This is a genomic window from Stutzerimonas sp. Brlt_14, from assembly GCF_051948915.1.
GTDB classification, from domain to species: Bacteria; Pseudomonadota; Gammaproteobacteria; order Pseudomonadales; family Pseudomonadaceae; genus Stutzerimonas; species Stutzerimonas stutzeri.
This window is the reverse complement of sequence record NZ_JAYJLM010000006.1, coordinates 102,714-127,740: the sequence shown is the minus strand read 5'-3', so window position 1 is coordinate 127,740 and position 25,027 is coordinate 102,714. Positions and strand designations below refer to the sequence as shown.

Below are 25,027 nucleotides of genomic sequence, written 5' to 3'. Positions count from 1 at the left end.
CGGAGCAGCGTGCGGCGGCCTGCGGACCGAACAGCGCACACAGCGCGACAGCAAGAGGTGACACATGGATAGCACTGCATTGATACCCGTCCAGTACGGACTCGATACCTTCTACTTCGTGATCTGCGGAGCGCTGGTGATGTGGATGGCGGCGGGTTTCGCCATGCTCGAGGCCGGTCTGGTGCGGGCCAAGAACACTGCCGAGATTCTGACCAAGAACATCGTGCTCTACGCGCTGGCGTCGATCATGTACCTGCTGGTCGGCTACTACATCATGTACTCCAGTCCGGAAGGCGGCATTTTCCCGAGCCTGGGCTTCCTCATCGGTGACGAGCATGCGGTCGACCTGGTCGCCGCCGGCGGCGAGGACGCGCCTTACTACTCGGCCCGCGCGGACTTCTTCTTCCAGATCGTCTTCGCCGCGACCTGCATGTCGGTGGTCTCCGGTGCGGTGGCCGAGCGCATGAAACTGTGGGCCTTCATCGCCTTCGCGGTGGTGATGACCGGCTTCATCTACCCGATCCAGGGCTTCTGGAAATGGGGCGGCGGCTTCCTCGACGCGGCCGGCTTCCTCGACTTCGCCGGTTCCGGTGTGGTGCACATGGCCGGTGCCGCTGCGGCCCTGGCCGGTGTCCTGCTGCTCGGGGCGCGCAAGGGCAAGTACGGCCCGAACGGTCAGATCAATGCCATTCCGGGTGCCAACATGCCGCTGGCGACCCTCGGGGCATTCATCCTGTGGATGGGCTGGTTCGGCTTCAACGGCGGCTCGCAGCTGAAAATGAGCACCATCGAGGACGCCAACGCGGTGGCCCAGGTCTTCGTCAACACCAACATGGGTGCCGCTGGTGGCCTGATCGCGGCCCTGATCACCGCGCGCCTGCTGTTCGGCAAGTCCGACCTGACCATGGTGCTCAACGGCGCCCTGGCCGGCCTGGTGGCGATCACTGCCGAACCGCTGACCCCGAGCGCGCTGCAAGCCACCCTGATCGGCGGTGTGGGCGGTGTGCTGGTGGTGTTCAGCATCCTCGGTCTGGACAAGCTCAAGCTCGATGACCCGGTCGGTGCCATCTCCGTGCATGGTGTCGCCGGCATGTGGGGCCTGCTGGCCGTGCCGCTGACCAATGCCGACGCTTCTTTCGGCGCGCAGCTGCTGGGCCTGGTGTCGATCTTCCTCTGGGTGTTCATCGCCAGCCTGATCGTGTGGGGCATCATCAAGGCGGTGATGGGCCTGCGCGTCAGCGAGGAAGAGGAGTACGAGGGCGTGGACGTGGTCGAGTGCGGCCTGGAGGCGTACCCGGAGTTCACTCGCCAGTAATGTTTCGCTGATACATGACAAGGGCGCCTTTTGGCGCCCTTTGTTTTTTCCGGCGCCACGCTAGAATGCGCGCGACCAGCCGTCGAACATGAGTGCTGCACATGTGGCAACAGACCCTGATCACCTTGCGCGCGCGCCCACGCGGTTTTCATCTGATCACCGACGAGCTGCTCGCCGCGCTGCCGGAACTGCGGCAATGTCAGGTCGGTCTGTTACACCTGTGGCTGCGGCATACCTCGGCCTCGCTGACGATCAACGAGAATGCCGACTCAGCGGTACGGCGCGATTTCGAACGGTTCTTCAATCGTCTGGTGCCGCAGGGCGAGGACGGTTACGAGCATGACTACGAAGGGCCGGACGACTTGCCGGCACACTTCAAGGCCAGCCTGCTCGGCTGCCAGCTGAGCCTGCCGGTAAGCGCGGGGCGCCTGGCACTGGGGACTTGGCAGGGCGTCTATCTCGGAGAGCACCGCGACCAGGGTGGCGCGCGGCAGATAGTGGCAACGCTGCACGGGACGGCAAGTTGAATTTTTTTTGGTGATGTCGGTCATTCCGCATCGCTGGGCTATAACTTACTCCGCTTTGGCAAGCCATGAGGTAGAACATGAGCGACGAAGAACTAGAACAAGACGATCTGGAAGTGGGCGACGAGGAGGAAGGGGAGGAGCTGAACGCTGCCGATGACGGCGACGACAGCCTCGACGAGGAGGGCACCGACAGCGAGCGGGCCACGCCGACCAAGAAGGCCAAGGCCAAGTCCGCCGAGCCGGACGAGCTGCCGAGCCTGGAAGCCAAGCAGAAGGAGCGCGAAGCGCTGGCGCGGGCCATGGAAGAGTTCCTGGCACGTGGCGGCCGCGTTCAGGAGGTCGAACCCAATGTGGTCGCCGACCCGCCGAAGAAGCCGGATAGCAAGTACGGCAGCCGTCCTATCTGAGCTGCACGGATCACGAAGAAGCCCGCTATTGAGCGGGCTTCTTCGTTTCAGCGGCGCGCTGGCGGTGGCTCAGTTGTCGCGCCAGGCGAGCAGCAGCTTGGGCAGGTCGGCCAGGCGCTGGATCTCGGCGTCAGGCTGGTAGTCGTGCGCCCAGGCGATCCGCTTCGGGTTGAACCACACCGCGCGTAGCCCAGCCTGCTGTGCGCCGGCGATGTCGTCCAGGGCATGGTCGCCGATGTGCACCGCCTGTTCCGGGCGCGCATCACCCAGGCGCAGGGCCTGCTGGAATGGATGCGGATCCGGTTTGCCGACGCCCAGATCCTCAGCGCACAGGGTGAACTGGAAGTAGTCCGCCAGGCCCAGACGGCGCACATCCGCATTGCCGTTGGTGATCACGCCGAGGGTGTAGTGATTGGCCAGGAATTCCAGGGTGGGTTGCACGTCGGGGAAGATCTGTACCTCGTGACGAGCATCGAGGAACACCTGGAACGCCTGCTCGGCCAGGCCGTTCGCCTCGTCGGCAGGGTAGCCGGCATCCTGCAGGGCATGTTGCAGAATGCGCCGGCGCAGCTCGCTGATGCGGTGGCGCAGCGCCGGCTCCTGCTCCACCAGCATGCGGCGTATTGCACCCAGCGCCTCGATGGGAAAATCGCCGAGCCGCGGTGCATAGGTGGCGAGCCAGTCGCGCAGTGCGGTTTCCGCGCTCTGGATGGCTGGCGTGGTTTCCCAGAAGGTGTCGTCGAGGTCGAAGGTGATCAGGCGGATGCTCATGTGTCGGTGTCCTGCTTGCGCTTGGCGCGCGGATGCGCATGGTCGTAGACCTTGGCCAGGTGCTGGAAATCCAGGTGGGTGTAGATCTGCGTCGTGCCGATGTCGGCATGGCCGAGCAGCTCCTGCACCGAGCGCAGGTCCTGCGAGGATTCCAGCAGATGGCTGGCGAAACTGTGGCGCAGCATGTGCGGGTGCAGATGCTGACCGAGTTCGCGCACACCGGCCTGGCGCACCCGCAGCTGCACGGCACGGGCGCCGAGGCGACGCCCTTGCTGGCCGATGAACACCGCACCGTCGGCGGGCCCGGCCAGCGTTCGCAACGGTAACCAGGCCTGCAGCGCCTCACGCGCCTTGCTGCCGACCGGCAGTTCGCGCACCTTGTTGCCCTTGCCCAGTACCCGCACCAGACCGGCGGCGAGGTCGAGCTGATCGAGGTTCAGACCGACCAGTTCGGACAGGCGCAGACCGGAGGAATAGAACAGTTCGAGCATCGCCTGATCGCGACGGGCGATGAAATCGTCCTCGACACCGCCATCGAGCAGCTGCATGGCGCGATCGGTATCCAGCAGGCGCGGCAACCGGCGTTCGCCCTTGGGGGCGGACAGGCCGGTGGCCGGGTCGTGCTCGCAGAGCCCTTCCTGGTTGAGGTAGCGATACAGTCCGCGCACCGATGACAACAGGCGTGCCAGGCTGCGGCTGGACTGTCCCTGGCGATGCTGTTCGGCGATCAGGTGGCGCAGATGGCGGCCCTGCAGGTCACGCCAACCGGCGATGCGCTCGCGCTCGCAGTAGGTGAGAACCTTGTCCAGATCGCGACGATAGGCATCCAGCGAATGGGCGGACAGCTGTCGCGCGCTGCGCAGGTATTCGAAGTAGGCGTCGAGTTCGTTCTGCACCGGGCTCCCTCGCTCGCGAAAAGAACGGCCACGCCAGCCGACGCCGGCGGCTGCGCTCAGCGTACCGAGCGCAGCGGGGTGCCGAAGCGCGGCAAGACGCGCGCGAGCACTTCGGCGATATAACCGAGGAACAGGGTGCCCAGCGAGCTCTTGTAGTGCTGCGGGTCGCGGCTGCCGATGGCGAGAACCCCCAGCTGGTCGTCGAGGCTGACCACCGCGGCGGAGCCGACGCTGGGGCCATCCTCGCCGAACAGAAAGCTGAGCTCGTGGGGACGCAGCACGCCGCAGATGGTCTTGCCACCCTCGAGCAGGCCACCGATGTTCTGCTTGGCCTCGGCGGTGCTGACGCAGCGGCCGACCGGCAATGTCCCCTCGCTGAACAGGATCAGGCTGACGTAGGGCACCTGAAACTCATGGCGCAGGCTGTCTTCCACCGCGCTGACCACCTCTTCCAGGCTACCGGCGTCGAGCAGGTCGAGCACCAGGCGGCGGGTCTTGTCGAACAGGCGATCGTTGTCGCGGGCCACGTCCATCAGCTGCGACAGGCGATGGCGCATCTCGATGTTGCGCTCGCGCAGCAGCTTGACCTGGCGTTCCACCAGCGACACGGCGGTGCCCGGCTGGTGTGGGATACGCAATTCCGGGATCAGCTCGTCGTGGTCGACGAAGAACTCCGGATGGGCGCGCAGGTAGGCGGCGACGGCTTCGGCGTCGGGTAGCGGAGTGCTGCCCTGGGTCTGGTCGGTCATAGGCGAACCTGTCCTTCAAAAACGCGAACGGCGGGGCCGGTCATCATAACCGGCTGCCCCGGACCTGCCCATTCGATGGACAGACGGCCGCCGGGCAGTTCGATCTGCACCGGCGAGTCCATCCAGCCCTGGCGAATGGCGGCTACCGCGGCCGCACAGGCACCGGTGCCGCAGGCCTGGGTCTCACCGGCGCCGCGCTCCCATACGCGCAGCCGCGCATGGCGGCGATCAACCACCTGCAGGAAGCCGACGTTGACCCGCTGCGGAAAGCGCGGGTGATGCTCGATCTTCGGCCCCAGTTCATGCACCGGCGCACGCTCGACACTGTCCACCCGCAGCACTGCATGGGGGTTGCCCATGGATACCGCGGCCAGTTCGACCTGCTGCCCGTCCACCTCGAGCGAATAGCTCAGGGCTTCTCGCTCGGCCTGAAACGGTATCTCGGCAGGCACCAGGCGCGGCGGGCCCATGTCGACGCGGATCTGTCCATCGGGGCGGATGTCCAGCTCGATGATGCCGCCCTTGGTTTCCACCTTGATCTTGCGTTTGACAGTCAGGCGCTTGTCGACCACGAAGCGGGCGAAGCAGCGCGCGCCGTTGCCGCATTGCTCCACTTCCGAACCGTCGGAGTTGAAGATGCGGTAGCGAAAATCCACGTCCGGATTCTGCGGCGGCTCGACGATCAGCAGCTGGTCGAAGCCGACGCCGGTGTGACGATCGCCCCATTGCTTGGCGTGCTTGGGCTGGATGTGCGCGTGCTGGCTGACCAGGTCGATGACCATGAAGTCGTTGCCCAGACCGTGCATCTTGGTAAAGCGCAGAAGCATGATCGTGGCCTCAAGTGGGCAGCAGGCTTTCGCCGGCGTACAGCTCCTGAACGCTCTCGCGACGGCGCACTTCGAAGGCCTGGTCACCATCCACCAGCACCTCGGCGGCGCGGCCGCGGGTGTTGTAGTTGGAGCTCATGACGAAGCCATAGGCGCCGGCCGAACACACCGCAAGCAGGTCGCCTTCGGCCAGTGCCAGCTCGCGATCCTTGGCGAGGAAGTCGCCGGTCTCGCAGATCGGCCCGACGATGTCGTAGCGGCGCGCATCGCCTTCGTGCGGCTGCACCGCGACCACGTTCATCCAGGCCTGGTACAGCGCCGGACGGATCAGGTCGTTCATCGCCGCATCGACGATGGCGAAATCCTTGTGCGCGGTGTGCTTGAGATACTCCACGCGGGTCAGCAGCAGGCCGGCGTTGGCGACGATGGAGCGGCCCGGCTCGAACACCAGCGCCAGGCCACGGCCTTCGATGCGCTGGCGCACGGCCTGGATGTAGTCACCGGCCAGCGGCGGCTGTTCGTCGCGATAGCGCACCCCGAGACCGCCGCCCAGGTCCAGGTGACGGATCTGGATGCCGCGCGTGGCGAGCCGATCGATCAGCGCCAGCAGGCGGTCGAGGGCATCGAGGAAGGGCGGCAGGCTGGTCAGCTGCGAGCCGATGTGGCAGTCGACGCCGACCACTTCCAGGTTCGGCAGCTCGGCCGCGCGGGCGTAGACCGCCTCGGCGTTGTCGATATCGATGCCGAACTTGTTCTCTTTCAACCCGGTGGAGATGTAGGGATGGGTGCCGGCATCCACGTCTGGATTGACCCTCAGGGAAACCGGCGCCTTCATGCCCAGTTCGGCGGCGACCTGCTGCAGACGCTCCAGCTCGTCGGTGGACTCGACGTTGAAGCAGTGCACGCCGACTTCCAGCGCACGGCGCATGTCGTCGCGAGTCTTGCCGACGCCGGAGAAGACAATGCGGCCCGGCTCGCCGCCGGCGGCGAGCACGCGCTCCAGTTCACCGCGCGAGACGATGTCGAAGCCCGCGCCGAGACGTGCCAGCACGTTCAGTACACCGAGGTTCGAGTTGGCCTTGACGGCAAAACAGACGAGATGCGGCATGCCTTCCAGCGCATCGGCGTAAGCCCGGTACTGGGCTTCGATGTGGGCGCGGGAATAGACGTAGGTCGGCGTGCCGAAGCGTTGCGCGAGTGCGGGCAGTGCCACGCCCTCCGCGAAGAGTTGACCGTCGCGGTACGAGAAGGCCTCCATGAACAGCCTCCTTTAGAGTTCGAAACGGTCTTTGGAACGTTCTTTGACGGTCTGCTCGTCATCCGGCAGATACAGCGGACCTTTCTGGCCGCAGCCGCTGAGCGCGGCGGCGAAGACGGCGAGAGCGATGAAGGGAAGCAGAAGGCGCTTCATGGGGACTGGAATCCTTGAAAAATCTAATCGCCGGAGTATACCCAGCACCCGCCGGATTGCCTATGCGAGCCGCACGTCACACGGCGGCTGACCTGGCGGTCGGCTCGCTTGACCCGTCCGCGCCCTGCTAAGCTCGCCGCCGTCGAGCGCGACCTGCGTCGCGCGCAGAATCATCGAGGAAAGTTGCATGAGCCTGAGCGAAGCCCGTTACCACGACCTGGTCGATGCCGTGCAGGAGAGCGTCGAGGACGTGTTCGACGACACCCGCCTGGATGTCGACCTGGAGAACTCCGGTGGCGTACTGACCGTGCGTTTCGACAACGGCAGCCAGCTGATCCTCAGTCGGCAGCCGGCGCTGCGTCAGCTGTGGGTGGCGGCACGTTCCGGCGGCTTTCATTTCGACTATGACGAAGGCAGCCAGCTGTGGCTGTGCGATGCCAGCGGCGAGCGCCTCGGCGAACTCCTGACGCGGGTCACGCAGGAGCAGGGTGGGGAGGCGCTGGAGTTCGAGGATATCTGATCCGGCTGGTCTGCAGCCCGCGAGTTTGCTGGCCTGCGGGCTGGGGTCTTGCTTATTCGGGCTGCTGTGATAGTGTCTCCGGCAGGTCAGCAAAACCCCGCCTTCGGGCGGGGTTTTGCTTTTTTCAGCATTTCATTTTCCCAGGAGCTAGCCAGAGCCCATGACCAGTGCACCGTCGATCATCCTTACCAAACTCGACCTGCAGCGCCTCGAGCGGCTGCTCGACAGCCTGGACGATTACGGTCCGGCCGCCGAAGCGCTCGAGCAGGAACTGTCGCGGGCGCAGGTCGTGGAACGCAGCGAGATGCCTGCCGGTGTCGTGACCATGAACTCGCGCGTGCACTGCCGCGACGAGGGCAGCGGCAAGGACTACCACCTGACGCTCGTCTACCCGCACGATGCCGGCAAGGAAGGCACCGTGTCCGTCCTCGCTCCGGTCGGCACCGCGCTGCTGGGCATGAGCGTCGGTCAGCACATCGACTGGCCAGCCCCGGGCGGCAAGATGATCAAGCTCACCCTGCTGGCCATCGAGTATCAGCCCGAAGCAGCCGGCGATCCGTTCTGATCCTGTGGTTGTCCGCTCTATAGGACCGGCGTCCCGCCGGTTCCCATCGATGTGGGGCGGCGCCTGCTGCAAGGGTGGGCGCGTCAGGCTCGCCGAGCGCGACGGCAGAAGGTTCTGACGATCCAGGCGCCAGCGTTCTCGTCAGTTCGTGGCTGCCGTTGGGCTTCCGGCGGAAGCTGTCCGGTCAGCCGCCATATCTGCTCCGCTCGTTGCCAGGCGCTGGCATTGACAGGCGAGGCCCGCTGCCAGGCCTCGCAGGCAGCACGCAATTCCTGGTCGTCGGGCGAAGCCTGCAGCCAGATAAGCCATTCCATGGCGCAATTCCATTGAGGTGCGGGAATTTCACTCATTCGAGTTCACCGGCGGTTGGAATAAACCCAGATTTGGCTTGTTACGGCCGCTTTGTCGCTCCGTCCAACGCGGCCGCGCAGCGGCTGAGTGCCGTGCGTATCGCCTGGTGGGCCATGCCGGCGGTGATGTCCAGTTCCCTTGCGACTTGCTCCAGCGTGTAGCCGCGCAGGCGATGCAGTTCGAAGGCCATGCGGGTATGCGCCGGCAGCTGTGCCAGAGCGTCGGCGATCAGCCTGAGCTCGTCCGGCTGTGCAGATACCTGCTCGGCCCTATGCTCTCGTACGCGAGGCGCGTGGTCGTCCGCCCTGGTGGGCGCGGGTTTGGTCACGATATGCAGGAAGATGCTCATGGCCTTGCTCAGCCAGAAGCGGGCTTGAGCGACCCGGCGCGACGTCTTGTGGCCATCCATGGCGGTTTGGCTTGTCGGCGCTCGGTTCGCCGGCAATGAGCCGACGAGGATGCCGTGATCAGCCGCGAACAGATCGGTTTTGTTGTCTTGCTCGTTCACGATGGTGCGCTCTCGAAGAAATGCGCGGATGGCCCGGGCATCCTAGCTTGAAGGCAAAATGACATCAAGCAAGAATAGTTATCATTCAGGCGTCCATGGCGGCGTTCAGCGCGGCCTCCAGCCGCGACTTGTAGCGCAGGTACTGGACGGTCTGGCTGCGCCCATTGCCGTGCAGCCCGGACAGATCGATATCGGTGATGTAACAGGGATAGCGTTCGCCGTCGCGGCGGCGGGCGACGATCGTACGTGTCACGGCGGCGAACAGGTCGTTGCCGTATTCAAGGCCGGAGAACTCCTGCTGGTTGCAGTACAGCGTGACCTGCGAACGACCGTTGTCGCCGGCTTCGACGATCGCCTGCACCTCATAGAACGGATCGGTGACCTCGCCCAGGGGGGCTGGACGCCGCTCCAGCGTCGACGGTTGCGGACCCTGACCGGGCTGGATGCGGTAGACCAGAATCGTCGGATCCAGCGGGGCGACACCCTCACCCGGCTGCTGCGCGGCGCGGCGGAACATCAGTGATTCGAGAAAACGCAGCAATGGGCGCAGCAGCGTGCGTTCATCGCGATAGGGCAGTTGCTGGCGCCACAAGGCGTTGCACTCGTCGAGCACACTGAGTTCGGCGATGCCGTCCTCCGCACGGTAGAACACCTGCATGCAGCCAGGCCGCCCCTGGGTCAGGATCAGCGCCAGGTCGTCGCCGGCCAGCGCCGCGCGATCGAGCTGCAGAGGGCTGTAGAGATGATGGGCCTCGCCAAGGTATTCCAGCAGTGCCGCCCGGTCGACCAGGCTGGTCAGCCGCAGGTCGCTCCCGTCGCGCTGCAGCACATGAAAGTGCTGGCGGATCTGCAAGAGATAGCGGCCGTGAGTAGCGCCGGCCAGGCTGCGTCGAGCGTCATCGAAGATCTGCTCGAGGCGTCGCGCAATGGCTTGCCCACGGTTGCGGGCAAAGCAGAACACCTGCAGTTGCGGGGGCTGGTCGCTGGCTCCGAGGTCGACGAGGTTGTCGCGCAGGCACAGGGCGAGCGCTTTCGGCCCTTCGTAGCGCGTTACCAGCATCTCGTTCCAGCTGTTGAGCGTCACCTGATCCACGCTCTGCACCAGATTCTCAACGGCGCCGGCGAGGATCGACTCGCTGCTGGCCAGTCCGGCGGCATGCAGCGCGGGATCCATCCCGATGTTGACCAGCAGCAACACACGGCTGGCCCTGCTCGGTGCGAGCAGCGCCTCCTCGTCCACGGCCGGTAGCGGCATGGGCAGCGCACGGCGCAGGTCGCTCAGCAGCGCGAACAGCTCGGCTTCGCTCAAGCCGCTGTCGCCGGGGAAGAGCGACAGATGGGTGCCGGTATCCACCACGCCGTTGCGGTGGCCCCAGGCGAGTAGCGCCAGCAGTTCGCGGGCGCGCTTCAATGGCGCGTAATTGGGCAGTTCCGGCGCCGTGAGCTGGCCCTGGTAGAGCGACCAGTGCACGTCGCCCGCACCGTCATAACCGTGCACCAGCGTCAGGCTGTCCTCGGACATGTCCGGCGAGATGCCGAGGTTGACCACCTCCACCTTGCCAGCCTTGCGTTCGATGGCCGCGTACAGGCGGCGGCCTAGTACGCCGAGATCGCGACTGGTGAGCGGGCTGGTCGCTTGCACGCGCCGGGTGAAATCGCTGAGGAAGCGATAGCCATAGGTCAGTTCGTTGACCAGCGCGCGGCGTTCCTGACTGACCTGGCGCACCTTCCACTGGCTGCGATTGTCGAGCAGAACGAACTGCCGCTCGTCCCAGCGCCAGTCGCGGGTCAGGCGTTCGAGCAGGCTGCGTTGCCAGCTCTTGTTGCGGTTGACCGGTGGACGACTCAGCGGTCGGTTGATCTTCAGGTACAGGCAGCGTCGGGCGAGCTCCAGCCGCTCCTGAGCACCGCGCTCGCACAGGTAGCGTTCGATGGCGTGATAGGCGGCGATATACGGATCGAGCTCGTCCAGGTCGGTGCGACCATGATAGATGGCCTGCTTGAAATCCAGCGCCAGGCAACGCAGCTGCGGGTACCGGCTGGCGTAGACCTCCACCAGCAGCAGCTTGAACAGCGACTTGTATGGCGAGTCGATGGCCTTGTACAGCTGCCACAGGCCGGCGCCGACGAACTCGCCTGGCGGAACCTGGCCGAGATGACCGAGATCGAGCACCTCGTCGGCGCGCACGAAGCGCTTGGCCAGCAGCGTCGCCACGTAATCGTCGTAGCGATGCTCCTCGTAGTCGGGCACCAGCCACCACAGTGGCGTTCGCCCGCCGAGCCACAGCGCGGTGCGGTAGAACTCGTCGAGCAACAGATAATGTTGCGTGGTGCCGCAGTCGTCGGAGGTCAGCTTGGCGTCGCGCTGGCCCTGGGTGAAACGTTCGGGGTCGACCAGAAAGAAGTGCGCCTCGCTGCCCTGGCTCGCCGCCCAGGCCCGTAGCGACTCGCATTTGCGGCGCAGTTCCTCGAGTTGTCGCTCGTCGAGTTCCGGATCATGGCAGACCCATACATCCAGATCGCTGTGCTCGTCCTGGGCAGCGGTGCCTAGGCTGCCCATCAGAAACAGGCCGAGAATCGGCTGAGGTGCCTTGCCGCGCACGGGCTTGTAGGCGAAGGAGCGGCTCAGGCGCTGCGCCTCGGCCAGCTGCTCGGCGTCCGGCTCGAAGTTGGCGAGACCGGCCGGCGTGGTGGCCGAGATGTAACCGGGCAGAATCGGATGATTGACGTGAAACAGCAGCGGCAGGAGCTTGAGCACCTGCTGCTGACGGGTCGACATGGCGGCCAGGGCCCGTTCCAGGCGTGCAGCGTTGACTGCCAGAAAGCGCGTGCGCAGGGTGGCCAGCACCTTGCGGTCGATGCCTTCTTCGAGAACCAGGTGGATGTGCTGAGTACGGGTCATGGGGCTTCGTGCAGGCGAGGCTAACCCTGTTGATCGGCCGGTATGAGCCGGGCTTGAGCCCGGCAGGGCGCCCGCCGACCGGTGGCTGCCCCTGCCCGCGGCCGCACATTATCCGCGGCCCGGGCAAGCGAAGCAAAACGCAGTGGCGGATCAGGCCGGAACGGTCTCCGAAAGAATGGTCAGCAGCGTCTGTGCCTGTTCGGCGGCGTCGCGCCCGAGGCTGGTGAGATAGCCGCCGTCGGCCTGGGTGATCAGGCCCTTGGCATGCAAGCGGCTGAAGGCGGCGATGGTGGAGGGGCTGGCGTTGTGGTGCACCTTCAGCCCTTCCTGCAGGTTTTCCAGATTGAACTGGCAGAGGACTTCCAGCTCGGCGACCAACTCAGGGGTGTACGACATGCTCGCTCCTCGGATGGTGGGCTCATGCCCTGTTCGCTGAGTGTAGATGCTGTCGGCGCCCCTGCCTTGATCCAGATCCTATTCGGATGCTTCCGGCAATTCCGGCAGCTTGCGCAGCATGGTTTCATAGGCGGCGCCGTCGAAGGGCCGATCGTCGCGCAGCATGGCGCGGATCTCGTGCGCCAGCACCAGCGCCATCATCTGCAGGCACTCGTCGCGCTCGTAGCCGACCAGGGTCAGTTTGTTCAGCGTCGCCTGGGTGGCCGCCGGCTCGCCGCTCTCCAGTTGGTTCTCGATGGCCTGGAGCAGGGCTTCTTCGGCGAAGGCTTCGTCTTCGTCGCTGGTATGCGTGTCGTTGGTCATGGGATTCCTATCGAGCGGCGCCGGATTTTCCTCGTCCAGCTGACAGAGCGTACAGCTGCCGTCGTCCGGCCGGTTGGTTTCGACGTAGCGTACCCGCCGCTGGGCCGCCTGGCGATCGGCATCGACGCGGTAACGCGGGCGGTCTGGGGCGGTCATGGTGCACCTCCTGGCTCTTTCCAGCTAAGCACCCGCACGCGTCGAGAGCAATGCATGCCGTGCCGCGGGCTCAATCCATGAAGCTTAGCGCCAGGCAGAGCAGGCCGAACGCGCCCCAGACCAGCGAAAAGATGATCGGCGTGCGTAGAGAGAACAGCAGCGTGCGCTTGTAGCGATGCCCGCCGACCGGGCTGTTGCCCTCGCCGAACAGTGCCGATTCGTTGTTCGGCAGCATGCCGACCCGGCCTTCGATCTGCAGCAGCTCGGCCTGTTTCTGATGCCAGCGCTCGATGACGTCGAAGTTGGCCTTGATGCCGGGCATGGCGTGGATCGAGGTGAGCAGGCCGAGCAGCGACAGGATGGCCGGCACCACCAGGCGGAACAGGTCGCCCCATTCGGGGTTGCTGTTGGCCATGGACGACGCGAAGGCGATCATCAGGAACGACTGCGAGGCCAGGTAGGCGCTGGTGCGTTCGGCCAGCAGGCTGGACTCGAAGTGGATTTCGGAGCGGTAGAACAGCAGGCGCTCCTTGGGCGACTCGAAGAGCTCGCCGCCCTGGGTGTCCTGATTCAACAGCAGGGTGCGCAGGTCGGGCATGCGGGTTCCGTGTCATCGGTGAATGGCGGTTGCTGCATGTAGGTCAAGCGTGGAGCGCGAGAGTTCCGAGCGATGCGCTATCGGTCAGGCTGGGCACGTGGGCTGTCGACGTGCGCAGCGCGGCACTGCCAGAGCAGCAAGGCCAGGCTGAGAAAAGCCAGGGACCAGCAGCCTGCCGCGATCAGCAGCCAACCCGGCTGTGGCAGCGCCAGCAGCGCGGGCACGACGCGGGCGAGGGCGGCCAGGCTGATCAGCAGCGCCATGGCCTGGATCCAAGGCCGCGCAGCCGGGTCGCGGAAGCGGTAGAGCAGACGCGTGCGTGCCATCACCGCGAAGGTCAGGCTGCCCAGAGCGCCTACGCTCAGCGCATGCAGCGTTGCGCTCAGCGACAGCGCTGGCAGCAGCAGGCCCAGCCCGAGCAGCAGCAGGCCGAACGCCAGCCAGGCGTAACCGAGCAGCAGGATCAGCAGGTCCGCGCGCGCGCAACGCCACGGCTGCCAGCGCAGCAGGCGGATCGCGCTGAGCACGCCGGTGCTGATCACCAGCGCGGCCGCGAGTTGACGCAGCAGCGGCCAGGGCAGCGGATTCAGCACGAAGGCGAGGCCCAGCAGAATCAGGACGGCGCCTTCCAGGCCAGGCTGTACCCGAGCATCCAGCCGCCGGCCCTCACTCTGCGCATAACCGGCCATCGCCGGCGCGATGATCCGGCCGCCCATGAAGGCCATCAGCGTGGCGAACAGCAGCAAGGCTTCGACCAGCAGCAGCCGCTCAACGGCCACCCCCAGTCCGCTGCCGGCCATGGCGCTGAGCAGGGCGAGCCCGGCCAGCAGTGGCGCGACGCTCTGGTTGCGCCATTTCTTCGCGGCGCCGAAAAAGCGCGGCAGCACCTTCCAGGCCACTGCGCCGGCGAAGGTCGCGGCGCTCGCCAGCGCCAGCCAGGAGCCCGGCCAGAGCACGAAGCTCAGGCGCGCCAGTGCCCAACAGCCGAGCAGCGAGAGGATCAGGCGCAGTGGTTGCGGACCGAGCAGGTAACCGGCGACCACCGCCAGGGCGAAGCCGAAGAGCATTTCGTGGGCGTGCCCGCTGGGCGTGCTCAGGCCGGGCGGTGCGGGGATCAGGCCGAGCAGCGCGAATACCGAGATCGGCAGGATGAAGGCCGCATAGAGTGCGGCGACGGGGAAGAACCAGGCGTTGGCGAACGGCAGGCGCGGTTGGCGTGGGTGCATTGCGCACCTCCTGCGGGATGCGTGACGGGGCCTGAGCCCCGTCACCGAATGGCCATCAGCGGCCGGCGAGCAGCGCCTGACCGCGCTTGACTGCGGCGCGCACCTGCGCCGGCGCGGTACCGCCGATGTGGTCGCGGGCGTTGACCGAGCCCTCCAGGGTCAGCACGGCGAAGACGTCGTCGCCGATCTCTCCGCTGAACTGGCGCAGCTCGTCCAGCGTCATCTCGGCCAGATCCTTGCCGGTCTGCACGCCGTACTTCACCGCGTGGCCGACGATCTCGTGACAGTCGCGGAACGGCAGCCCCTTGCGCACCAGGTAGTCGGCCAGGTCCGTGGCGGTGGAGAAGCCGCGCAGCGCCGCTTCACGCATGATTTCGCGCTTGGGCTTGATCGCCGGGACCATGTCGGCGAAGGCCCGCAGCGAGTCGCGCAGGGTGTCGGCGGCGTCGAACAGGGGTTCCTTGTCTTCCTGGTTGTCCTTGTTGTACGCCAGCGGCTGGCCCTTCATCAGCGCGAGGAGACCGGTCAGCGCGCCGAACACGCGGCCGGTCTTGCCGCGTACCAGCTCGGGCACGTCCGGGTTCTTCTTCTGCGGCATGATGGAGGAGCCGGTGCAGAAGCGATCCGGCAGGTCGATGAACTGGAACTGGGCGCTGGTCCAGAGCACCAGCTCTTCGGAGAAGCGCGATAGGTGCATCATCGCCACGGAGGCGGCGGCGCAGAACTCGATGGCGAAGTCGCGATCGGAGACGCCGTCCAGCGAGTTGCCGGAAATCGCTTCGAAACCCAGCAGCTCGCAGGTGATTTCCCGCTGGATCGGGTACGTGGTGCCGGCCAGTGCGGCCGAGCCGAGCGGCATGCGGTTGGTGCGCTTGCGGCAGTCGACCAGGCGCTCGTAGTCGCGGCTGAGCATCTCGAACCAGGCCAGCAGGTGATGGCCGAAGGTCACCGGCTGGGCGGTCTGCAGGTGCGTAAAGCCGGGCATGATGGTGTCGGCTTCGGCCTCGGCGAGACCCAGCAGACCCTGCTGCAGACGAGTGATTTCGCCGAGGATCACGTCGATTTCGTCGCGCAGCCACAGGCGGATGTCGGTGGCGACCTGGTCGTTGCGGCTGCGTCCGGTGTGCAGCTTCTTGCCGACGATGCCGATGCGGTCGGTCAGACGCGCCTCGATGTTCATGTGCACGTCTTCCAGGTCCACGCGCCAGTCGAAGGTGCCGGCCTCGATCTCGCCCTGGATGTCCTTCAGGTTGGCGATGATCTGGTCGCGCTCGGCATCGGTCAGCACGCCGGCCTTGGCGAGCATGGTGGCGTGGGCGATGGAGCCCATGATGTCGTGGCGATAGAGGCGCTTGTCGAACTCGACGGAGGCGGTGAATCGGGCGACGAAGGCGTCGACGGGCTCGCTGAAACGGCCGCCCCAGGACTGGTTGGTCTTGTCGGTGCTCATGAATGCGCTCGCTGAAATCCGAAGGCTGTGGAAAGGCGGCGATGATAGCAGGGATGGCGCCCTTGGCGGGCACGGCGGCAGGCGTCGGCGAAGGGTGAGCTGGCTGGCATTTTCGCATTATTCCGCCCGCGCAGCCCGACACGCGGCTTGCCGTTGTCCGGGCCTGCACGGAAACTGCCGGGCAGTCGAACCGCCGGGTTGAACCTGTGAAATCCACTGCCGTATCCGATGATTTTTTCGTGCCCGAGCTGTGCCAGCCCGAGGCCTTGCTCGGCCTCGTCCTGCTCGCCGAGCTGCTGGTTTTCGTGCTGGTGCTGGCCGAGCCTATGCAGCCGGGCTTCAACTGGATGCGCCTGGCGCTGACCTCGCTGTTCGTGCAGTGGATCGTGCTGCTGTCCGCCGGCACCATGTGCCTGCTGCGTCCTCTGCTGGCGAGGCTCAGAGCGGCATTCGCCGGGCTGGCGTGCTGCGCGCTGGTGGTCGGGCTGACCCTGGCCTGCACCGCCGTGGCGGACATCTACCAGCTCGGGGGGCCGCTCTCGCGCGACGGCGAGGTCAATCTCTACCTGCGCCACGCGCTGATCAGCCTGATCATGTCGGGTCTGCTGCTACGCTATTTCTATCTGCAGAGCCAGTGGCGGCGCCAGGAGCAGGCCGAGCTGCGGGCGCGGATCGAATCGCTGCAGGCGCGCATTCGTCCGCACTTCCTGTTCAACAGCCTCAACAGCATCGCCGCACTGGTGGCGAGCGATCCGGCCAAGGCGGAGCAGGCTGTACTGGACCTGTCCGACCTGTTCCGTGCGAGCCTCGCGCGGCCGGGCACACTGGTGGCCTGGCGGGATGAGCTGGAGCTGTCGCGGCGTTACCTGTCGATCGAGCAATACCGCTTGGGCGACCGGTTGCAGATGGACTGGCGGGTCGATGGCGTGCCGGACGACTTGCCGATTCCGCAGCTGACGCTGCAGCCGCTGCTGGAGAACGCATTGGTCTATGGCATTCAGCCACGTATCGAGGGGGGCGTGGTCAGCGTAACCGCCGATTATGTCGACGGCATGTTTCAGTTGGTGGTCAGCAACCCGTTCGACGAAGCCGCTCAAGCGCAGGCCTCACGGGGCACACGGCAGGGTTTGCAGAACATCGACGCACGATTAGCGGCACTTTTCGGTCCGCTAGCGAGTCTCAGCGTGGAGCGCCGTGAAGGCCGCCATTACACATGTCTACGCTATCCGTGTGCGAGACAACCGCAGGAAGCCAGATCTATATGAATGTCCTGATTGTCGATGACGAACCTCTAGCCCGCGAGCGCCTGAGCCGACTGGTAGGTGACCTCGACGGCTATCGTGTCCTCGAGCCTGCCGCCAGCAATGGCGAAGAAGCACTGACGCTGATCGAGGAACTGCGCCCTGATATCGTGCTGCTGGATATCCGCATGCCCGGGCTCGATGGCCTGCAGGTCGCAGCCAGGCTCTGCGAGACGGATGCGCCGCCGGCGGTGATCTTTTGTACTGCCCATGATGAATTCGCCCTGGAGGCGTTCCAGGTCAGCGCGGTTGGCTACCTGGTCAAGCCGGTGCGCCCGGAGCATCTGTCGGAGGCGCTGAAGAAGGCCGAGCGGCCCAACCGCATGCAGCTGGCGGCGCTGACCCGACCGGCCGCCGTTTCCGGTGCCGGGCCGCGCAGCCACATCAGCGCACGTACCCGCAAGGGCATCGAGCTGATTCCGCTGGATCAGGTGATCTACTTCATCGCCGACCACAAGTACGTCACCCTGCGCCATGTTGGCGGTGAGGTGCTGCTGGACGAGCCGCTCAAATCCCTGGAAGACGAGTTCGGTGAACGCTTCGTGCGCATCCATCGCAACGCGCTGGTGTTCCGCGATCGGATCGAGCGTCTGCAGCGCACGCCGCTCGGGCACTTCCAGCTGTTCCTCAAGGGACTCGATGGCGAGGCGTTGACCGTGAGTCGGCGCCACGTGGCCGGTGTGCGCAAGCTGATGCAGAACCTCTGAAGCATCCCGCCGGTGGCGCTGGCGTCCGCGGCCCGAGGGTCGCGGGCGCCAGCGCTGACCTGCGTCGCGCCCGCGCTTTCCTTGATTCCGGCCAACCCAGCCCGGACGTCCGGCCTGTTATCATCGCCGGCAATTCACTGTTCTGGAATTGCCCATGTCTCGCGAAATTCGCATCGCCACCCGCAAGAGTGCCCTGGCCCTGTGGCAGGCCGAATACGTCAAGGCACGCCTGGAGGCGTCGCACCCAGGGCTGAAGGTCAGCCTGGTGCCGATGGTCAGCCGTGGTGACAAGCTGCTCGATGCGCCGCTGGCGAAAATCGGCGGCAAGGGGCTGTTCGTCAAGGAACTGGAAACCGCGCTGCTGGAAAACGAGGCAGACATCGCCGTGCACTCCATGAAGGACGTGCCGATGGAATTCCCTGAAGGGCTGGGCCTGTATTGCATCTGCGAGCGGGAAGATCCGCGCGATGCCTTCGTCTCCAATCGCTTCGACAGCCTTGACGCGCTGCCGCCGGGAAGCGTGGTCGGCACCTCGTCGCTGCGTCGCCAGGCCCAGCTGCTGGCGCGCCGACCTGACCTGAAAATCCAGTTCCTGCGCGGCAACGTCAACACTCGGCTGGCCAAGCTCGACGCCGGCGAATACGACGCCATCATCCTCGCTGCCGCCGGGTTGATCCGCCTTGGTTTCGGTGAGCGCATCCGTTCCAGCATCGGCGTCGATGAAAGTCTGCCGGCCGGCGGACAGGGTGCGGTGGGCATCGAGTGCCGCACCGGCGATAGCGAAGTGCATGCGCTGCTGTCCTGCCTCAACCATGCGCCGACTGCCACCCGCGTCGTCGCCGAGCGCGCGCTGAACAAGCGCCTGAACGGCGGCTGCCAGGTGCCGATCGCCTGTTATGCGGTGCTCGAAGGCGAGCAGCTGTGGCTGCGTGGGCTGGTCGGGCAGCCGGACGGTACTCTGCTATTGCGCGCCGAAGGTCGTGCGCCGGCCGCAGAAGCCGAGGTGCTGGGCGTGCAGGTCGCCGAGGAACTGCTGGGCCAGGGTGCCGAGCAGATCCTCAAGGCAGTCTATGGCGAGGCTGGTCACGCGTGACCGGCTGGCGCCTGCTGCTGACCCGGCCGGCCGAGGAATGCGAGGCATTGGCCGCGACTCTCGCCGAGGCTGGTGTGCACAGCTCCAGCCTGCCGCTGCTGGCGATCGAGCCGCTGCCGGAGTCCGCCGAGCAGCGTGCAATGATCCTCGAGCTGGATCGCTATTGCGCTGTCGTCGTGGTCAGCAAGCCGGCCGCCCGCCTGGGCCTGGAACTGCTCGATCGCTACTGGCTGCAGCCCCCGTTCGGTCAGGCCTGGTTCAGCGTCGGTGGCGCCACCGGGGCGATCCTCGAAGCCTACGGGCTGGACGTCAGCTGGCCCGAGCGGGGTGACGACAGTGAAGCGCTGCTGGCGCTGCCACGATTGGCGCAGGCGCTGGCCAGGCCCGATCCAAAGGTATTGATCATGCGCGGCGAGGGCGGCCGCGAGTTCCTCGCCGAGACGCTTCGCGGGCGTGGCGTGCAGGTAGACTTTCTCGAGCTATACCGCCGCAGCCTGCCCGACTATCCGCCTGGAACGCTGGCGCAGGTCGTTCGGTCGGAACGGCTCAACGGCCTGGTGGTCAGCAGTGGGCAGGGTCTGCTGTCGCTGCATGAGCTGGCAGCCGATACCTGGCCCGAATTGTGTGAGCTACCCTTGTTCGTACCCAGTCCGCGGGTGGCGGAGATGGCTCGACAGCTGGGCGCCAAACGAATTGTGGATTGCCGTGGCGCAGGAGCTGCGGCCTTGCTGGCGGCCTTGCGGGAAACCGCGGTGGCCGCTTCCTGATGCAAAGGATGGAAACGTGAGCGAAGCAGATTCCAAGAAAGAACCGCTGCAACCCCCCGCCAGCGAGCCGGCCCCCGCGACCGAGCCTGCGAAACCCGCAAAGCCCGCCAAGCCCGTCCCATCCAAGCCTGCCGCCAACGGCGGCGCCAAGTCCCTGGCAGCCTTGGCGCTGCTGGTCGGCCTGGGCGGCGTGGCGCTCGGTGGTTATGGCATCTGGCAGCTGCAACAGCTCGGTGCTCAGCAAGACCAGCGGCTCGAAGCCATGCAGGGGGCTGCCGAGCAGACGCGTCAGCTGGCCGAGCGCGAACGCCAGCTGGCTGCGCGGCTCGGTCGGCTGGAACAGCTGCCGTCGGCCAGCGAGCTGGAGGAGCGCCGTCGCCTGCTGGCCGCGCTGCAGAGTGATCAGCAGCGCCTTTCCGGGCGGGTCGAGCAGGTGCTGGGCGCGAGCCGCGAGGAGTGGCGCCTGGCCGAAGCCGAGCACCTGCTGCGCATGGCGATGCTGCGACTCTCGGCCATGCAGGACGTGAAAAGCGCCGAGATGCTGGTTCACGAAGCCGATCTGATTCTGCAGAAGCAGGACGATCCCGGTGCCTATGGCACCCGGCAGAAGTTGCTCGAAGGTCTCGAAGCGCTGCGCAGCCTGCCGGAGCTGGACCGTACCGGGCTGTTCCTGCAGCTGGGGGCGTTGCGTGGGCAGACCGGCCAGCTCAGCGCGCTCGCCCCCGAATTCGTCAACGGCGAGGCGCTGCCGGAAAACGCCCAGGACAGTCGCTGGCAGCGCTGGCTGAACGAATTGACGCGCTACGTGCGGGTGGACTTCGATGCCAGTGCTGACGTTAAGCCGCTGCTCGCCGGCCAGACCCTGGGGCAGGTGCGCCTGGCTTTGTCGCTGGCCATCGAGCAGGCGCAGTGGGCCGTGCTCAATGGCAACACCCGGGTCTATCGGCTGTCGCTGGAGCAGGCGAGCACACTGCTCAAGGATCATTTCAGCGATGATAACGGCCAGGCCCGTGGCCTGCGCGAGCGCCTGGAAGCCCTTACCCAGCGCGAGGTTGAGGTGAGCCTGCCCGATCTCGCACCCGCCCTGCAGGCGCTGCAGGCCTACGTGCAGAAACGTGAGCGCCGCGATGAAAGCGATGCGGGCGAGACGTCCGCTCAGCCCGAGGCGCAGGACGCGGAGCAGGAGGCCCAGCGCACATGAGACGTCTGGTTCTAGTCTTCATTCTGCTGCTCGCGATCGCAGGTCTGCTCGGCTGGGCGATCAGCCAGAGCGCCGGTTATGTGCTGATCACCTATGACCGCTTCCGCTACGAATCGAGTTTCTGGGTCTTCCTCGCGCTGATTGGCTGTCTGTGGTTGCTGGCGCTGGCGGTGCACTGGGTGCTTGGGCTGCTGCACGTGTCCGGCGCGCTGATCAATCCCTGGTCGCGTCGCCATCGTGAGCGCCGTGTCGAGAAGGCCTCTCGACGTGGCCTGCGCGAACTTGCCGAAGGGCAGTGGGGGCCGGCGCTCGGCCATCTGCAGCTGGCTGCGGAAAGGGATCGTCAGCCGCTGGTCCACTACCTGGGCGCGGCACGGGCAGCCAACGAGCTGGGCGAGTACGCACAGAGCGACGAGTTGCTGCAGAAGGCTCGCGAGCGCGAACCCGAAGCCGCGCTGGCGATCGGCCTGACCCAGGCGCAGCTGCAGATCGCCCGTGGCCAGTATGTCGAAGCGCGGGCGTCTCTCAGCGCACTGCAAAGCGATCATCCACGGCACCCCTACGTGCTGACACTGTTGCAGCAGCTCTACGTGCAGCTCGAGGACTGGGCGGCGCTGTGCCGCCTGCTGCCGGAGCTGCGCAAGCATCGAGTGCTGCCACCGGCGCGCCTGAGCGAACTGGAAGTACTGGCGTGGACGGCGGCGGTAGAGCAGGCCGGGCAACCTTCCGAACTGACCGCGGAGGCGAGCCTGGAGGCGCTGAATCAGCGTTGGCAAACCGTTCCCAGCGCGCAGCGCGGGGAGCCATTGGTGGTGCGTGCCTATGCCGACGGGCTCGCCCGTCTGGGTGCGCAGGCGAAGGCCGAAGAGGTGCTCTACGCGGCGATCAAACGGCAGTACGACGATCGCCTGGTGGAACGCTATGGGCGTGTGCAGGGCAGCGATCCGGCGCGCCAGCTGGCCAATGCCGAGGGCTGGCTGAAGGATCACCCGCAGAATGCCGTCCTGTTGCTGGCTCTCGGGCGGCTCAGCCTGCGCAATGCGCTGTGGGGCAAGGCGCGCGACTATCTGGAGGCGAGCCTGCGTTTCGATCATCGTCCGGAAACCTGCGCCGAGCTGGCACGTCTGCTCGCGCAGCTGGGCGATACCGAAAGCAGCAACCGGTTGTTCCAGCAGGGCGTCGGTCTGCTCGATCGCAATCTTCCGGCTACGCTGTGACCGTTTCGTCAGGTCCGCCATGCGGCGGGCTTGACGGCTTCCTGCAGGCCTGCGAGCGCTTGTAACCACGACGGGGTTTCCACTACCGTAGCGAACTTTTCCTGCTAGCGGAGCCTCCATGCGCCTGGCCAGCCCTCGTTCCCTGTTCGTCATCGCCTTCCTGGGCAGCGCCTTGCTGATCGCCATCGCGCTCTACATGGAGCACGTGATGGGCCTTGCGCCATGCCCGCTGTGCATCGTTCAGCGCATCTGCGTGATTGGCTTCGGCCTGGTCTGCCTGGTGGCGGCGATCCATGGGCCGGCGAAGGTGGGGCGTCGCGTCTATGCGGCCATCGCCGCGCTGTTCGTGGCTGCCGGTGCCGCTACCGCGATCCGCCAGATCTGGCTGCAGAGCGTGCCGGCCGATCAGCTGCCGAGCTGCTTGCCAAGCCTGGAATACATGATGGAGGCGCTGCCCTTCCAGGAAATCGCCCGCCTTGTTCTGCACGGCACCGCCGAATGCGCCGAGGTCAGCTGGACCATGCTCGGCATGAGCATTCCCGAGTGGAGCCTACTGGGCTTCATCGGCATGGCGATCGTCTGCCTCTGGCAGCTGCTGCGCCGAGACTGATCGGACTTTTCTCTTTCCCCCGCCGAACTCCTGCTGCTTTTGCACGGTCTTCTCATGGACGTGCGGCGCAGCTGCGGCTGCCTGTGCGCTCGCGCGATTCGTTGGGCATTTTGCTTGATGCATCGAGCGGCGCGGCATAGTCTGCTCGTGCGGTGACGGATTCTTGCCATTCGCGCCGCCACTCACCCAAGGCCGCTACCGAAAGACAAAAAAACGTCTCGGAATGGCGTACAAGCATCATCGATTAGGGAAGTGAGGTCATCATGCTCGAGAGCTGTCGGAATGCCCAGGAACGCTGGGGCGGTGTACATCTGCTGATCGACCGTTGGCTGCATGAACGCCATGCGCTGATCAACGCCTACGACCGGTTGCATATCGAGCGCGACGACGCTCGCCAGGCCCTGCAGAGGTTCTGCGAATATCTGGTCGACTACGTCTCGGCCGGCCATTTCGAAATCTACGAACAACTGCTTGCCGAGGCCGAGGCGTTCGGCGATGCGCGCGCCATCGAGCTGGCCAAGCAGATCTACCCGCGCATCGAGACCATCACCCAGGTGGCGCTGAGCTTCAACGATCGTTGCGAAAAGGGTGACTGCCTCGGCAGCCCCGGTCTGGCCGATGAGCTGAAGAAGCTCGGGCAGCTTCTGCACGAGCGTTTCGAACTGGAAGACTGCCTGATCGAAGTGCTGCATACGGCGCACAAGCAAGCGGCTGCTCCGGCCTGAGAACCGAGCCACCCGCTGCGGCGGGTGCAACGCTTCGCGTCCCCTGGCGGCCACCTGGCGGGCCGTCTAGTATGGGTGCACCGTTCCTGCCAGGAGGCACCTTCATGCCCGCGAAGAAGAAGTCGGTTACCACCCCGCTGCATCTGTTGCAGCAGCTTTCCCACAGTCTTATCGAACATCTGGACAAGGCCTGCAGCCAGGCGATCAAGGACGCCGAGGGCGCGCTCGCCAAGCTGCAGAAGCAGCGCGGCAAGGCGCAGGACAAGCTGACCAAGGCCCGGGCCAAGCTGGACGAGGCGGGCAGCACTGGCAAGCCCAAGGCGCAGACCAAGGCACGTACCCGACTCGGCGAACTGGAAGAATCCCTTATCCTGCTGCAGACCCGTCAGAGCGAAACGCTGAATTACCTGGCGGAGCTCAAGCGCGACGCCGAGCACAGCCTGAAGCTGGCGCAGGGCATCCGTCAGGTTGCCGATGCTGCAGACCAGGCGCTGCAAGGTCGTCAGCAGCCACCCAAGCCTGCAGCAGCGCGCCCGGCGGCCGGCAAGTCCGCGCCGGCGGCCGCCAAGCCCCGCACCTCTACGACCAGAGCTTCCGCAGCCAAGGCTGACAGTGCCCCAGCAAAAGCCGGCACGACCGCGACTGCCTCCAAGCCTGCGGCAAAATCGCCAGCCAAGACTGCGGCCAAACCGGCTGCGAAAGCGCCCGCCAGTGCCGCGGCCAAGCCCGCCACGACGGGGGCGAGCGCCAGCAAGGCGCCGGCCCGTTCACGTGCGGCTGCCGGTTCGAAGGCACCCGCGTCGGCGGAGAAAAAGACTGCCGCGTCGGCAGAGGCGCCGGACAAGGCGGCAGCTGCCAAGCCTGCAACCAAGGCCACAGCCAAGAAGCCGGTGGCGCGCAAGCCAGCGGCCAAGCGCGCCGCCGCTCAGCCAGCAGCCAGCTCCAGCTGAGTCTGCAGCGCCGCGCTGCGCAGGACTTCCAGCGCGGCGCGGTTGTGCGCTACCGGGACGAGGGTTTCCAGCCAGGCGTCGGCAGCGCCGTTCGAAGGCCAGTCCTGGCTGATCTTCTGCAACCGTTCGAGCAGTTCGCGCTCGGCTTGCAGTTCCAGCGTTTTCAACGCTTCACGCAGGCTGTGTAACGCCAGGTCCTGTTCGGCCTGCGATCGCCATGCCTGACGCAACCCCCGCAGCGGCTCGATCACGTCCCCGCGCCAGGGCGCGGCAAGCGCCGTCAACGCCTGCAGACGCGCCTGGCTGCAGGCGACGCCGCGTGCCTGCAGCCAGGCGCCACACAACAGCAGGCACACGTCCGCGCCCTGGTTCTGCAGCTCCAGGCAGGCCGTTTCGACACCTGGTCGGGCATAGCAGGCTAGGGCGAAGGTCCAAAGGTCAGGGGTTCGCATTCGAGTGGCGCCTTTTTTTGTCGACCGCCCGGCTGGCTTTCCAGGCGAACTGATAAACTCGCGGCC

General features: G+C 66.0%; 29 protein-coding genes. 14 read left to right on the top strand and 15 right to left on the bottom strand.

Features of this window, described 5'->3' with window-relative positions; genetic code table 11:
* The first annotated feature begins 64 nt into the window (after positions 1 to 64).
* From VF716_RS15780 to sutA, 3 genes are all read left to right on the top strand, one after another.
* The gene (locus VF716_RS15780) at positions 65 to 1,315 is read left to right on the top strand and encodes an ammonium transporter (RefSeq protein ID WP_014595677.1); all 1,251 of its coding nucleotides are present in this window, start codon (positions 65 to 67) and stop codon (positions 1,313 to 1,315) included.
* Between the two features lie 101 nt (positions 1,316 to 1,416).
* Positions 1,417 to 1,842, top strand: coding sequence for a secondary thiamine-phosphate synthase enzyme YjbQ (locus VF716_RS15775; protein WP_011911738.1), 426 nt, complete (start codon positions 1,417 to 1,419; stop codon positions 1,840 to 1,842).
* 77 nt (positions 1,843 to 1,919) lie between these two features.
* Positions 1,920 to 2,249 carry a transcriptional regulator SutA gene (gene sutA / locus VF716_RS15770; RefSeq protein ID WP_011911739.1) on the top strand — a complete coding sequence of 110 codons (330 nt, stop codon included), beginning with the start codon at positions 1,920 to 1,922 and terminating at the stop codon, positions 2,247 to 2,249.
* A 69-nt stretch (positions 2,250 to 2,318) separates the two neighbouring features.
* Here the strand turns inward: sutA and VF716_RS15765 are convergent, their stop codons facing one another.
* Genes VF716_RS15765 through lptM form a run of 6 tightly spaced genes read right to left on the bottom strand, consistent with a single transcriptional unit; the run spans position 2,319 to position 6,903 of the window.
* Positions 2,319 to 3,020 carry an HAD family hydrolase gene (locus VF716_RS15765; RefSeq protein ID WP_192475552.1) on the bottom strand — a complete coding sequence of 234 codons (702 nt, stop codon included), beginning with the start codon at positions 3,018 to 3,020 and terminating at the stop codon, positions 2,319 to 2,321.
* On the bottom strand, positions 3,017 to 3,916 hold the full coding sequence (gene xerC, locus VF716_RS15760; RefSeq protein WP_197860986.1) for a tyrosine recombinase XerC: 900 nt from the start codon (positions 3,914 to 3,916) through the stop codon (positions 3,017 to 3,019). Before xerC ends, VF716_RS15765 begins: the two co-directional genes overlap by 4 nt.
* A gap of 56 nt (positions 3,917 to 3,972) precedes the next feature.
* Positions 3,973 to 4,665 carry a DUF484 family protein gene (locus VF716_RS15755; protein ID WP_197860987.1) on the bottom strand — a complete coding sequence of 231 codons (693 nt, stop codon included), beginning with the start codon at positions 4,663 to 4,665 and terminating at the stop codon, positions 3,973 to 3,975.
* Positions 4,662 to 5,492, bottom strand: a complete 831-nt coding sequence (gene dapF / locus VF716_RS15750) for a diaminopimelate epimerase (protein ID WP_014595678.1) — start codon at positions 5,490 to 5,492, stop codon at positions 4,662 to 4,664. Before dapF ends, VF716_RS15755 begins: the two co-directional genes overlap by 4 nt.
* 10 nt (positions 5,493 to 5,502) lie before the next feature.
* On the bottom strand, positions 5,503 to 6,750 hold the full coding sequence (gene lysA, locus VF716_RS15745; RefSeq protein ID WP_013981624.1) for a diaminopimelate decarboxylase: 1,248 nt from the start codon (positions 6,748 to 6,750) through the stop codon (positions 5,503 to 5,505).
* A 12-nt stretch (positions 6,751 to 6,762) separates the two neighbouring features.
* Positions 6,763 to 6,903 (bottom strand): LPS translocon maturation chaperone LptM, encoded by a 141-nt coding sequence (lptM, locus tag VF716_RS15740; protein WP_003283423.1) that lies wholly within the window; start codon positions 6,901 to 6,903, stop codon positions 6,763 to 6,765.
* A 187-nt stretch (positions 6,904 to 7,090) separates the two neighbouring features.
* Between lptM and cyaY the strand changes: the two genes are divergently transcribed.
* Together cyaY and rnk are read left to right on the top strand one after the other, a co-directional pair.
* The gene (gene cyaY, locus VF716_RS15735) at positions 7,091 to 7,423 is read left to right on the top strand and encodes an iron donor protein CyaY (protein ID WP_440552795.1); all 333 of its coding nucleotides are present in this window, start codon (positions 7,091 to 7,093) and stop codon (positions 7,421 to 7,423) included.
* Between the two features lie 160 nt (positions 7,424 to 7,583).
* Entirely contained in the window at positions 7,584 to 7,988 is a 405-nt protein-coding gene (gene rnk / locus VF716_RS15730) for a nucleoside diphosphate kinase regulator (protein ID WP_049326239.1), read from the top strand.
* Positions 7,989 to 8,071: 83 nt separating this feature from the next.
* Here rnk and VF716_RS15725 read toward each other — a convergent pair whose 3' ends face one another.
* The 8 genes from VF716_RS15725 to argH all read right to left on the bottom strand — a co-directional run bounded on the left by VF716_RS15725 (position 8,072) and on the right by argH (position 15,938).
* A complete protein-coding gene (locus VF716_RS15725; RefSeq protein ID WP_017246181.1) occupies positions 8,072 to 8,302 on the bottom strand; it encodes a FecR/PupR family sigma factor regulator in 231 nt (76 codons plus the stop codon).
* A 77-nt stretch (positions 8,303 to 8,379) separates the two neighbouring features.
* A complete protein-coding gene (locus VF716_RS15720; RefSeq protein WP_014595680.1) occupies positions 8,380 to 8,847 on the bottom strand; it encodes a sigma factor-like helix-turn-helix DNA-binding protein in 468 nt (155 codons plus the stop codon).
* An 85-nt stretch (positions 8,848 to 8,932) separates the two neighbouring features.
* A complete protein-coding gene (locus VF716_RS15715) occupies positions 8,933 to 11,749 on the bottom strand; it encodes a class I adenylate cyclase (RefSeq protein WP_011911749.1) in 2,817 nt (938 codons plus the stop codon).
* A 150-nt stretch (positions 11,750 to 11,899) separates the two neighbouring features.
* Positions 11,900 to 12,145 (bottom strand): TIGR02647 family protein, encoded by a 246-nt coding sequence (locus VF716_RS15710; RefSeq protein WP_011911750.1) that lies wholly within the window; start codon positions 12,143 to 12,145, stop codon positions 11,900 to 11,902.
* A 78-nt stretch (positions 12,146 to 12,223) separates the two neighbouring features.
* Positions 12,224 to 12,664 (bottom strand): hypothetical protein, encoded by a 441-nt coding sequence (locus tag VF716_RS15705; protein ID WP_011911751.1) that lies wholly within the window; start codon positions 12,662 to 12,664, stop codon positions 12,224 to 12,226.
* Positions 12,665 to 12,734: 70 nt separating this feature from the next.
* Entirely contained in the window at positions 12,735 to 13,262 is a 528-nt protein-coding gene (locus VF716_RS15700; protein ID WP_011911752.1) for a hypothetical protein, read from the bottom strand.
* A 77-nt stretch (positions 13,263 to 13,339) separates the two neighbouring features.
* Positions 13,340 to 14,488: an NnrS family protein gene (locus VF716_RS15695; protein WP_049326241.1), complete on the bottom strand. Its 1,149-nt coding sequence runs from the start codon at positions 14,486 to 14,488 to the stop codon at positions 13,340 to 13,342.
* A 55-nt stretch (positions 14,489 to 14,543) separates the two neighbouring features.
* Positions 14,544 to 15,938 carry an argininosuccinate lyase gene (gene argH / locus VF716_RS15690; protein WP_019405701.1) on the bottom strand — a complete coding sequence of 465 codons (1,395 nt, stop codon included), beginning with the start codon at positions 15,936 to 15,938 and terminating at the stop codon, positions 14,544 to 14,546.
* A 206-nt stretch (positions 15,939 to 16,144) separates the two neighbouring features.
* On the opposite strand from argH, the gene VF716_RS15685 reads away from it, so the two are divergent.
* From VF716_RS15685 to VF716_RS15645, 9 genes are all read left to right on the top strand, one after another.
* Positions 16,145 to 17,203, top strand: coding sequence for a sensor histidine kinase (locus tag VF716_RS15685; protein ID WP_013981628.1), 1,059 nt, complete (start codon positions 16,145 to 16,147; stop codon positions 17,201 to 17,203).
* A complete protein-coding gene (locus VF716_RS15680; RefSeq protein WP_013981629.1) occupies positions 17,200 to 17,946 on the top strand; it encodes a LytR/AlgR family response regulator transcription factor in 747 nt (248 codons plus the stop codon). Before VF716_RS15685 ends, VF716_RS15680 begins: the two co-directional genes overlap by 4 nt.
* A 154-nt stretch (positions 17,947 to 18,100) precedes the next feature.
* Positions 18,101 to 19,039: a hydroxymethylbilane synthase gene (hemC, locus tag VF716_RS15675; RefSeq protein ID WP_049326242.1), complete on the top strand. Its 939-nt coding sequence runs from the start codon at positions 18,101 to 18,103 to the stop codon at positions 19,037 to 19,039.
* Positions 19,036 to 19,806 carry a uroporphyrinogen-III synthase gene (locus VF716_RS15670; RefSeq protein WP_049326243.1) on the top strand — a complete coding sequence of 257 codons (771 nt, stop codon included), beginning with the start codon at positions 19,036 to 19,038 and terminating at the stop codon, positions 19,804 to 19,806. Before hemC ends, VF716_RS15670 begins: the two co-directional genes overlap by 4 nt.
* A gap of 16 nt (positions 19,807 to 19,822) precedes the next feature.
* Positions 19,823 to 21,007, top strand: a complete 1,185-nt coding sequence (locus VF716_RS15665) for a uroporphyrinogen-III C-methyltransferase (protein WP_125841768.1) — start codon at positions 19,823 to 19,825, stop codon at positions 21,005 to 21,007.
* The gene (locus VF716_RS15660) at positions 21,004 to 22,224 is read left to right on the top strand and encodes a heme biosynthesis HemY N-terminal domain-containing protein (RefSeq protein ID WP_045159360.1); all 1,221 of its coding nucleotides are present in this window, start codon (positions 21,004 to 21,006) and stop codon (positions 22,222 to 22,224) included. The genes VF716_RS15665 and VF716_RS15660 overlap by 4 nt, the downstream gene beginning before the upstream one ends.
* Before the next feature lie 118 nt (positions 22,225 to 22,342).
* On the top strand, positions 22,343 to 22,834 hold the full coding sequence (locus VF716_RS15655; protein WP_011911761.1) for a disulfide bond formation protein B: 492 nt from the start codon (positions 22,343 to 22,345) through the stop codon (positions 22,832 to 22,834).
* A 263-nt stretch (positions 22,835 to 23,097) separates the two neighbouring features.
* Positions 23,098 to 23,559 (top strand): Rsd/AlgQ family anti-sigma factor, encoded by a 462-nt coding sequence (locus tag VF716_RS15650; RefSeq protein WP_011911762.1) that lies wholly within the window; start codon positions 23,098 to 23,100, stop codon positions 23,557 to 23,559.
* Positions 23,560 to 23,663: 104 nt separating this feature from the next.
* On the top strand, positions 23,664 to 24,509 hold the full coding sequence (locus tag VF716_RS15645; protein WP_045632874.1) for an AlgP family protein: 846 nt from the start codon (positions 23,664 to 23,666) through the stop codon (positions 24,507 to 24,509).
* Here VF716_RS15645 and VF716_RS15640 read toward each other — a convergent pair.
* Positions 24,485 to 24,961 (bottom strand): TIGR02444 family protein, encoded by a 477-nt coding sequence (locus VF716_RS15640; RefSeq protein ID WP_011911764.1) that lies wholly within the window; start codon positions 24,959 to 24,961, stop codon positions 24,485 to 24,487. The genes VF716_RS15645 and VF716_RS15640 overlap by 25 nt on opposite strands.
* Between the last annotated feature and the right edge of the window lie 66 nt (positions 24,962 to 25,027).

Bases quoted from the DNA above. Each gene is read 5' to 3' on its own strand.
- cyaY (WP_440552795.1), top strand. From the start codon at position 7,091: ATGAGCCTGAGCGAAGCCCGTTACCACGACCTGGTCGATGCCGTGCAG.
- VF716_RS15680 (WP_013981629.1), top strand. From the start codon at position 17,200: ATGAATGTCCTGATTGTCGATGACGAACCTCTAGCCCGCGAGCGCCTG.
- VF716_RS15725 (WP_017246181.1), bottom strand. From the start codon at position 8,302: ATGGAATGGCTTATCTGGCTGCAGGCTTCGCCCGACGACCAGGAATTG.
- VF716_RS15645 (WP_045632874.1), top strand. From the start codon at position 23,664: ATGCCCGCGAAGAAGAAGTCGGTTACCACCCCGCTGCATCTGTTGCAG.
- rnk (WP_049326239.1), top strand. From the start codon at position 7,584: ATGACCAGTGCACCGTCGATCATCCTTACCAAACTCGACCTGCAGCGC.
- VF716_RS15765 (WP_192475552.1), bottom strand. From the start codon at position 3,020: ATGAGCATCCGCCTGATCACCTTCGACCTCGACGACACCTTCTGGGAA.
- VF716_RS15710 (WP_011911750.1), bottom strand. From the start codon at position 12,145: ATGTCGTACACCCCTGAGTTGGTCGCCGAGCTGGAAGTCCTCTGCCAG.
- VF716_RS15640 (WP_011911764.1), bottom strand. From the start codon at position 24,961: ATGCGAACCCCTGACCTTTGGACCTTCGCCCTAGCCTGCTATGCCCGA.
- lysA (WP_013981624.1), bottom strand. From the start codon at position 6,750: ATGGAGGCCTTCTCGTACCGCGACGGTCAACTCTTCGCGGAGGGCGTG.
- VF716_RS15695 (WP_049326241.1), bottom strand. From the start codon at position 14,488: ATGCACCCACGCCAACCGCGCCTGCCGTTCGCCAACGCCTGGTTCTTC.
- argH (WP_019405701.1), bottom strand. From the start codon at position 15,938: ATGAGCACCGACAAGACCAACCAGTCCTGGGGCGGCCGTTTCAGCGAG.
- VF716_RS15780 (WP_014595677.1), top strand. From the start codon at position 65: ATGGATAGCACTGCATTGATACCCGTCCAGTACGGACTCGATACCTTC.
- VF716_RS15775 (WP_011911738.1), top strand. From the start codon at position 1,417: ATGTGGCAACAGACCCTGATCACCTTGCGCGCGCGCCCACGCGGTTTT.
- sutA (WP_011911739.1), top strand. From the start codon at position 1,920: ATGAGCGACGAAGAACTAGAACAAGACGATCTGGAAGTGGGCGACGAG.
- dapF (WP_014595678.1), bottom strand. From the start codon at position 5,492: ATGCTTCTGCGCTTTACCAAGATGCACGGTCTGGGCAACGACTTCATG.
- VF716_RS15650 (WP_011911762.1), top strand. From the start codon at position 23,098: ATGCTCGAGAGCTGTCGGAATGCCCAGGAACGCTGGGGCGGTGTACAT.
- VF716_RS15700 (WP_011911752.1), bottom strand. From the start codon at position 13,262: ATGCCCGACCTGCGCACCCTGCTGTTGAATCAGGACACCCAGGGCGGC.
- VF716_RS15655 (WP_011911761.1), top strand. From the start codon at position 22,343: ATGCGCCTGGCCAGCCCTCGTTCCCTGTTCGTCATCGCCTTCCTGGGC.
- VF716_RS15715 (WP_011911749.1), bottom strand. From the start codon at position 11,749: ATGACCCGTACTCAGCACATCCACCTGGTTCTCGAAGAAGGCATCGAC.
- VF716_RS15705 (WP_011911751.1), bottom strand. From the start codon at position 12,664: ATGACCGCCCCAGACCGCCCGCGTTACCGCGTCGATGCCGATCGCCAG.
- hemC (WP_049326242.1), top strand. From the start codon at position 18,101: ATGTCTCGCGAAATTCGCATCGCCACCCGCAAGAGTGCCCTGGCCCTG.
- VF716_RS15755 (WP_197860987.1), bottom strand. From the start codon at position 4,665: ATGACCGACCAGACCCAGGGCAGCACTCCGCTACCCGACGCCGAAGCC.
- lptM (WP_003283423.1), bottom strand. From the start codon at position 6,903: ATGAAGCGCCTTCTGCTTCCCTTCATCGCTCTCGCCGTCTTCGCCGCC.
- VF716_RS15660 (WP_045159360.1), top strand. From the start codon at position 21,004: ATGAGACGTCTGGTTCTAGTCTTCATTCTGCTGCTCGCGATCGCAGGT.